This window comes from Inquilinus sp., from assembly GCF_057815775.1.
Genome location: NZ_JBYRFX010000580.1, coordinates 1 through 6,046, shown reverse-complemented (window position 1 = coordinate 6,046; position 6,046 = coordinate 1). Strand labels below are relative to the sequence as shown.

The following is a 6,046-nucleotide window of genomic DNA, read 5'->3' as shown; positions in this document are numbered from 1 at the left end:
CGGCCCCCCGCTCGCACAAGCCATCGGCCAGCAGCAGCAGAAGCCGTTCCTCCTGCCCGATCCCGGCCGGCGCCTCGTCCGCGGTCATGGCGGAGAACAGCCGGAGGAAGCGGTCGGCCAGGCCGGCGTCGCTCATCACCGGGCGGGAGAATTCGCGATAGCCGGTCCGGCCCTCGGTGATGTCGCCGACAGCCTCCGCGATCACACCGGGATCGAAATACAGCATCCGCCAGGACCGGCCGGCATCGCCGATCGGCGATCCGTCATGGACCTCGCCCGGATTGACCGTGATCGTGTCGCCCGGGCCGGCTTCCACCGGGCCGCGGCCGCTGGCCGATTTCTGCGCGCCGCGATGGATGACGCCGATGCCGAACTGCTCATGCATGTGGCGCGGGAAGCTGTGCCCGGTCTCCGCCTCGACTGCCTGCACGCCGACGACGCCACAGCGCAGCAGCCTGAAACCGCGCCGCATCGTCATCTCTCGTCCGGCCTAGCCGTAGGATCGCGTCCGATCATCCCGACGGTGTAGCATTTTCCGGGCGCTGTCGTCCTCAGGCGGCGACCAGGCCGCGCTTGCTGTCGGCCAGGAAATCGAGCAGCTCGGCCACGCCCCTCTCGCCGGCATGGTCGTGCCGCACCCGCGCCATCCGTTCGGCCTTGGCGCCGGTGCCGCGGAACAGCATGCGGAACACCCGGCGCAGCGCCAGCACCTCCGGCTCGGCAAAGCCATGGCGGCGCAGCCCAACTTCGTTCAGCGACACCAGCCGCGCCCGGTCGCCCTGGACCAGGCAGAAGGGCGGCACGTCCTGCGCCACCATGGCGCCGGCGGCGACGAAGGCATGGGCGCCGATGCGGGTGAACTGGTGCACCCCGGCCAGACCGCTGACATGGGCGTGGTCGCCGACCTCGACATGGCCCGCCAGTGTCGCGGCGTTGGCAAACTGGACGTGGCTGCCGATGCGGCAGTCATGGGCGATATGGGCGCAGGCCATGAACAGGTTGCCGTCGCCGATCTCAGTCAGCCCGCCGGAGACGCCGACGCCGGGCTGGATGGTGACGTATTCGCGGATGATGTTCTCGTCGCCGATAACCAGCCGCGTCTCCTCGCCCTTCCATTTCAGATCCTGCGGCGGCGCACCGACCGAGGCGAACTGGAAGATCTGGTTGCCGTCGCCGATCTCGGTCCGGCCCTCGATCACCGCATGCGGGCCGACGATGCAGTCGCGCCCCAGCCGGACCTTCGGCCCGATCACGGCATAGGGGCCGATGCGAGAATCCTCGCCGATCTCGGCGCCGGGCTCGATGATGGCGGTGGGGTGGATCTGGGACGGCATCGCGGGCTCCCGACGGCAGGACGGGCGCAGCCGGACCCGGGGCGCCACCGTCGCCGATCCTGACGCCGGGGCGCCACCGCACAACTCAAAATTTGTTACGGATCATTGCGTTGTGGATCGGGAGCCAAATCGAGGGCGATTCAGGCGGCCGCCAGGCCGCGCTTGGTATCCGTCAGGAATTGCAGCAGCAGGTCGACACCGCGGCGTTCGCCATAGGCATGATGGACCGCGGCCATGCGTTCGGCCTTGCTGCCGCCGTGGCGGAACAGCATGCGGAACACCTTGCGCAGCATCAGCACATCCGCCTCGATGAAGCCGTTGCGGCGCAGCCCGACCTCGTTCAGCGACACCAGCCGGGCCCGGTCGCCCTGCGCCAGGCAGAAGGGCGGCACGTCCTGCGACACCATCGCGCCGGCGGCGACGAAGGCGAAAGCGCCGATCCGGGTGAACTGGTGGACCGCGACCAGCCCGCTGAGAAAGGCATGGTCGCCGACCTCGCCATAGCCGGCGATCATCGCGCCGTTGACGAAACGGGTGTGGTTGCCGATGCGGCAATCATGGGCGACATGGGCGTTGGCCATGAACAGGTTGCCGTCGCCGATCGTCGTCACGCCGAGCGGGCGTGCAGCGCCGGAATGGATGGTGACGTGTTCGCGGAACACATTCCCATCGCCGATCCGCAGGCGGCTGTTTTCGCCGGAAAATTTCAGATCCTGCGGCGCGGCGCCGACCGACGCGAACTGGAAGATGTGATTGCCGTCGCCGATCTCGGTGTCGCCCTCGACCACCGCATGGGGGCCGACGATGTTGTCGCGCCCCAGCCGCACGTCCGGCCCGATGACGGCATAGGGCCCGATGCGCGTGCCCGGGCCGATCTCGGCGCCGTCGGCAATGATGGCGGTGGGGTGGAGCAGGCTCGGCAAAGACATGGCTTCCGCTGCCCCAAAAATGATTGGATAAAAGGAGCTGAAGCCGGAATAGATGATCAGCACTTTTTTATCGGGCGCGATCTTGCCTCAAAATAATCCATGGCGCGACGCCTAAATCACTTTGGATTGATTATAAAGCCCCGGAAACAATTAAGAATTGTCAAAGCCCAAGCATTTTCAACGATGTGCGGGACGAGAGAATTTTCTCCCGGCATAATGGATGTCTCAATGTTGCCCGGGCTGGCTCGTGAAGGTGCCGCGATGGAATTGTCTACTCTGCTGATCTATGCGGCGACGCTCGCGGTGGCCTGCGCCGTGCCGGGCCCGACCACGGCGGCCCTGGTCGCACGCGTGCTCGGCCGCGGCACCCAGGGCGCGCTGGCGTTCTGCAGCGGCCTGCTGTTCGGCGATTTCGTCTGGCTCGGCGCCACGGCGCTCGGCCTCGCCGTGCTGGCGGCGACGCTGCAGCCGGTCTTCATCGTCATCAAGTATGCCGGCGCGGCCTATCTGCTGTACCTCGCCTGGAAGCTGTGGACCGCCCCGGTCAAGGGGCCCGACGACGCCCAGCCGGTGCGCGGCGAGGGCCTGCGGCTGTTCCTGACCGGGGTGTCCGTCTGCCTCGGCAACCCGAAGACGGCGCTGTTCTACCTGGCGCTGCTGCCGACCCTGGTCGATCTGCCTAACCTGACGCTGGCCGGCTTCGCCGAGATCGCCGCCACCCTGACGATCGTCTACGGCACGGTGCTGACGCTGTATGTCGTGCTGGCGCTACGGGCCCGCCGGATGTTCCGGTCGCCGCGGGCGATGCGGATGATCAACCGCGGGACCGGCGCCGTGATGGCCGGCGCCGCGGTTGCGGTGGCGACGCGCTGAACATCAGCCCAGCGCGGCCAGGACTCCGTCGCAGACCCGGTCGGCATCGGCATCCGACAGGAACGGATGCATCGGCAGGCTCAGCACCTCGCGGCACAGCGCCTCGCTGACCGGCAGCGACCCTTCGCCCTCGCCATGCGCCCGGTAGGCCTCGGCCAGATGCATCGGCGTCGGATAGTAGATCGCGGTCGGGATTCCGGCCTCGCCCAGCTTCGCCCGGACCGCGTCACGGTTGGGCACGCGGATGGTGTACTGCGCCCAGGCGCAGAACAGGCCGTCCGGCATGACCGGCGTCTGCACCCGGTTGGACATCCTGGACGAATAATGCCGGGCCAGGCGGTCGCGCGCCGCCAGCTCGTCCGCGAAGCTCGGCAGCTTGGCCAGCAGCACCGCGGCCTGGATGGTGTCGAACCGGGCGTTCAGCCCGACCCGCACCGTGTCGTAGCGGGATTTGCCCTCGCCATGGACGCGGATCGACTTCAGCACCGCGGCCAGATCGTCGTCATCGGTGTAGACCGCGCCGCCGTCGCCATAGCAGCCCAGCGGCTTGGCCGGGTAGAAACTGGTGGCCGTGACCGGCGCCAGCGACCCGACCGGCCGGCCATGGAATTCGCCGCCTAGGCTCTGCGCCGCATCGGCAATGACGAACAGGTCATGCGCGTCGGCGATGGCCTGCAGCTTCGGATAATCGACCGGCAGGCCGAACAGGTCGACCGCGATCACCGCCTTCGGCGCCAGCCGGCCGGCGGCCTTGGTCGCGGCGATGCGGCGTTCGAGATCGGCGAGGTCGATCAGATAGGTGTGCGGGTCGACGTCGACGAAAACAGGCGATGCGCCGAGCAGCAGAATCGCCTCGGCCGTCGCCGTGAAGGTGAAGCCTGGCACGAACACAGCATCGCCCCGGCCGATGCCGCGGGCCATCAGCGGCATGATCAGCGCGTCGGTGCCGCTGGCCACGGTCAGGCAGTGGCGGGCGCCGGCGCGGCGCGCCAACTCGGCCTCGAGTTCCCCGACCTCAGGCCCGAGAATGTACTGGCCATGATCGAGCACCGCGTGGATGCGGGCATCGATCAGGGGCTTCAGGCGCTCGTATTGCTGCTTGAGGTCGACGAAGGGAAGAGACACGGGGCGAGCCTCGGCTGGATCGGAACTGTGGCTGATGTAGCCCTGCCCCGCCCGCGGCGCCAGCCCGGAATTCTCGGGCTGGCTCTCCCGGTCAATGCTCCGTTGCCTCCGGCCCCAGTGACCGCAGCAAATCGACGAGACGGCGGCGGACGGTCGCATCCTCGATCCGGTAATAGGCGCGCACCAGCTCCAGCGTCTCGCGGCTGGCCACCATCTCGCTGTCACTGGACGTGTGCAGGGCGATGCCGTTGTGCTGCAGCTCGGTCATGCCTTCGAAGAAATAACCCACCGGCACGTTCAGGATCCGGGTCAGCTGGTGCAGGCGGCTGGCGCTGACGCGGTTGGCGCCGCGCTCGTATTTCTGGATCTGCTGGAACGACACGCCGAAGGCCGCCGCCAGCTTCTCCTGGCTCATGCCCAGCAGCGTGCGCCGCTGCCGCAGGCGTGAACCGACATGAATATCGACCGGATCAGGGCCATCCTCGGAAATTGTCTTGCGACGACGCTGCCTGTCCGTGCCGCGGGTGGCCATGCTGTTCTATCCTCCTGCGGGCCTTGGCCCGACACCAGAACGATCGCGCGAACGACCGATTTGGTGCGGTCCCCCAATAGCCGCAGCGTCGAACCCGGCCCACCTGCATACTATAGTATGCCGCGAAGAACCCGGCCGCAATACCCGCATAAGGCGATCTACACCGGCCCCCTAACCCGCATGCCCCAGCACGGGTTCCACGCCGGCGAGATCGGGCAGCGGAATATGGCAGCGGATGATGTGGCCCTGGTCGCCGGCACGGTCCGGCGGCGGCTCGGTCGCGCAGATGTCGCCGAGCTTGCGCGGGCAGCGGGTGTGGAACGGGCAGCCGATCGGCGGGTCGAGCGGGCTGGGCAGCGGCCCTTCCAGGATGATGCGCTTCTTCTCGACGGTGGGATCGGCCACCGGCACCGCGGCCAGCAGCGCCTCGGTGTAGGGGTGATAGGGCGGCTGGAAGACGGCGTCGGTCGTCCCCTGCTCCATCACCTGGCCGAGATACATCACCACCACCCGGTCGGCGAGGTAGCGCACCACGCCGAGATCGTGGCTGATGAACAGCATCGTGGTGCCGGACCGGCGCTGGATGTCGAGCAGCAGGCCGGTCACCGCCGCCCGGACCGAGACGTCGAGCGCCGAGACCGGTTCGTCCGCCACCACCATCGCCGGGTCTCCGGCAAAGGCGCGGGCGATGCCGATGCGCTGCTTCTGGCCGCCGGACAGCTGGCGCGGCTTGCGGTCGGCGAAGGCGCGCGGCAGCTTGACCAGGTCGAGCAGGCGGAAGACCTCGGCCTCGACATCGGCGCGCCGCTTCTTCACCCCGAATTTGCGGATCACCCGCGCGATCTGCCGCCCGACCGACATGCTCGGGTTCAGCGTGTCGTTCGGGTTCTGGAACACCATCTGCAGCGACGACAGCAGCGGCGCACCGCGGCTTTGCACCGGCTGGCGGCCGATGTCGGTGCCGCGGAAGGACACGGTGCCGGCCGTCGCCGTCTCCAGCCCCATCAGCACCCGGGCGAAGGTCGACTTGCCGCAGCCGCTTTCGCCGACGATGGCGACGGTCTGGCCGCCCAGCGCCTCGAAGCTGATCGCCTCATTGGCGCGGATGTAGCGGGTGCGGTCGCTACCGAAGAAGGCGGCGATCGAGTTGTCGTAGATCGGGTAGTGCTTGCCCATGGCCGCGACCTGCAGCACCACCTGGTTGTCCGCCTTGGCCGCTGGCAGGAGATCGAGGCCCTGCCGCCCGTGGCGGC

General features: G+C 68.2%; 7 protein-coding genes. 1 reads left to right on the top strand and 6 read right to left on the bottom strand.

Annotated elements, in window-relative coordinates; all coding sequences use genetic code 11:
- The 3 genes from AC3XYG_RS20245 to lpxA (AC3XYG_RS20235) form a co-directional block, all read right to left on the bottom strand.
- Window positions 1-472: AraC family ligand binding domain-containing protein (locus AC3XYG_RS20245; protein WP_489141670.1), on the bottom strand; the 472-nt coding region annotated here is incomplete at its 3' end.
- A gap of 79 nt (window positions 473-551) precedes the next feature.
- A complete protein-coding gene (gene lpxA / locus AC3XYG_RS20240) occupies window positions 552-1,334 on the bottom strand; it encodes an acyl-ACP--UDP-N-acetylglucosamine O-acyltransferase (RefSeq protein ID WP_489141669.1) in 783 nt (260 codons plus the stop codon).
- Window positions 1,335-1,474: 140 nt separating this feature from the next.
- On the bottom strand, window positions 1,475-2,263 hold the full coding sequence (gene lpxA / locus AC3XYG_RS20235; RefSeq protein ID WP_489141668.1) for an acyl-ACP--UDP-N-acetylglucosamine O-acyltransferase: 789 nt from the start codon (window positions 2,261-2,263) through the stop codon (window positions 1,475-1,477).
- Window positions 2,264-2,524: 261 nt separating this feature from the next.
- On the opposite strand from lpxA (AC3XYG_RS20235), the gene AC3XYG_RS20230 reads away from it, so the two are divergent.
- Window positions 2,525-3,136, top strand: coding sequence for a LysE family translocator (locus tag AC3XYG_RS20230; protein ID WP_489141667.1), 612 nt, complete (start codon window positions 2,525-2,527; stop codon window positions 3,134-3,136).
- A gap of 3 nt (window positions 3,137-3,139) precedes the next feature.
- On the opposite strand, the gene AC3XYG_RS20225 is transcribed toward AC3XYG_RS20230, so the two are convergent.
- The 3 genes from AC3XYG_RS20225 to AC3XYG_RS20215 all read right to left on the bottom strand — a co-directional run.
- Window positions 3,140-4,261, bottom strand: a complete 1,122-nt coding sequence (locus AC3XYG_RS20225) for a DegT/DnrJ/EryC1/StrS family aminotransferase (RefSeq protein WP_489141666.1) — start codon at window positions 4,259-4,261, stop codon at window positions 3,140-3,142.
- A gap of 91 nt (window positions 4,262-4,352) precedes the next feature.
- Entirely contained in the window at window positions 4,353-4,793 is a 441-nt protein-coding gene (locus AC3XYG_RS20220; protein WP_489141665.1) for a helix-turn-helix domain-containing protein, read from the bottom strand.
- Window positions 4,794-4,964: 171 nt separating this feature from the next.
- Window positions 4,965-6,046: oligopeptide/dipeptide ABC transporter ATP-binding protein (locus AC3XYG_RS20215; RefSeq protein WP_489141664.1), on the bottom strand; the 1,082-nt coding region annotated here is incomplete at its 5' end.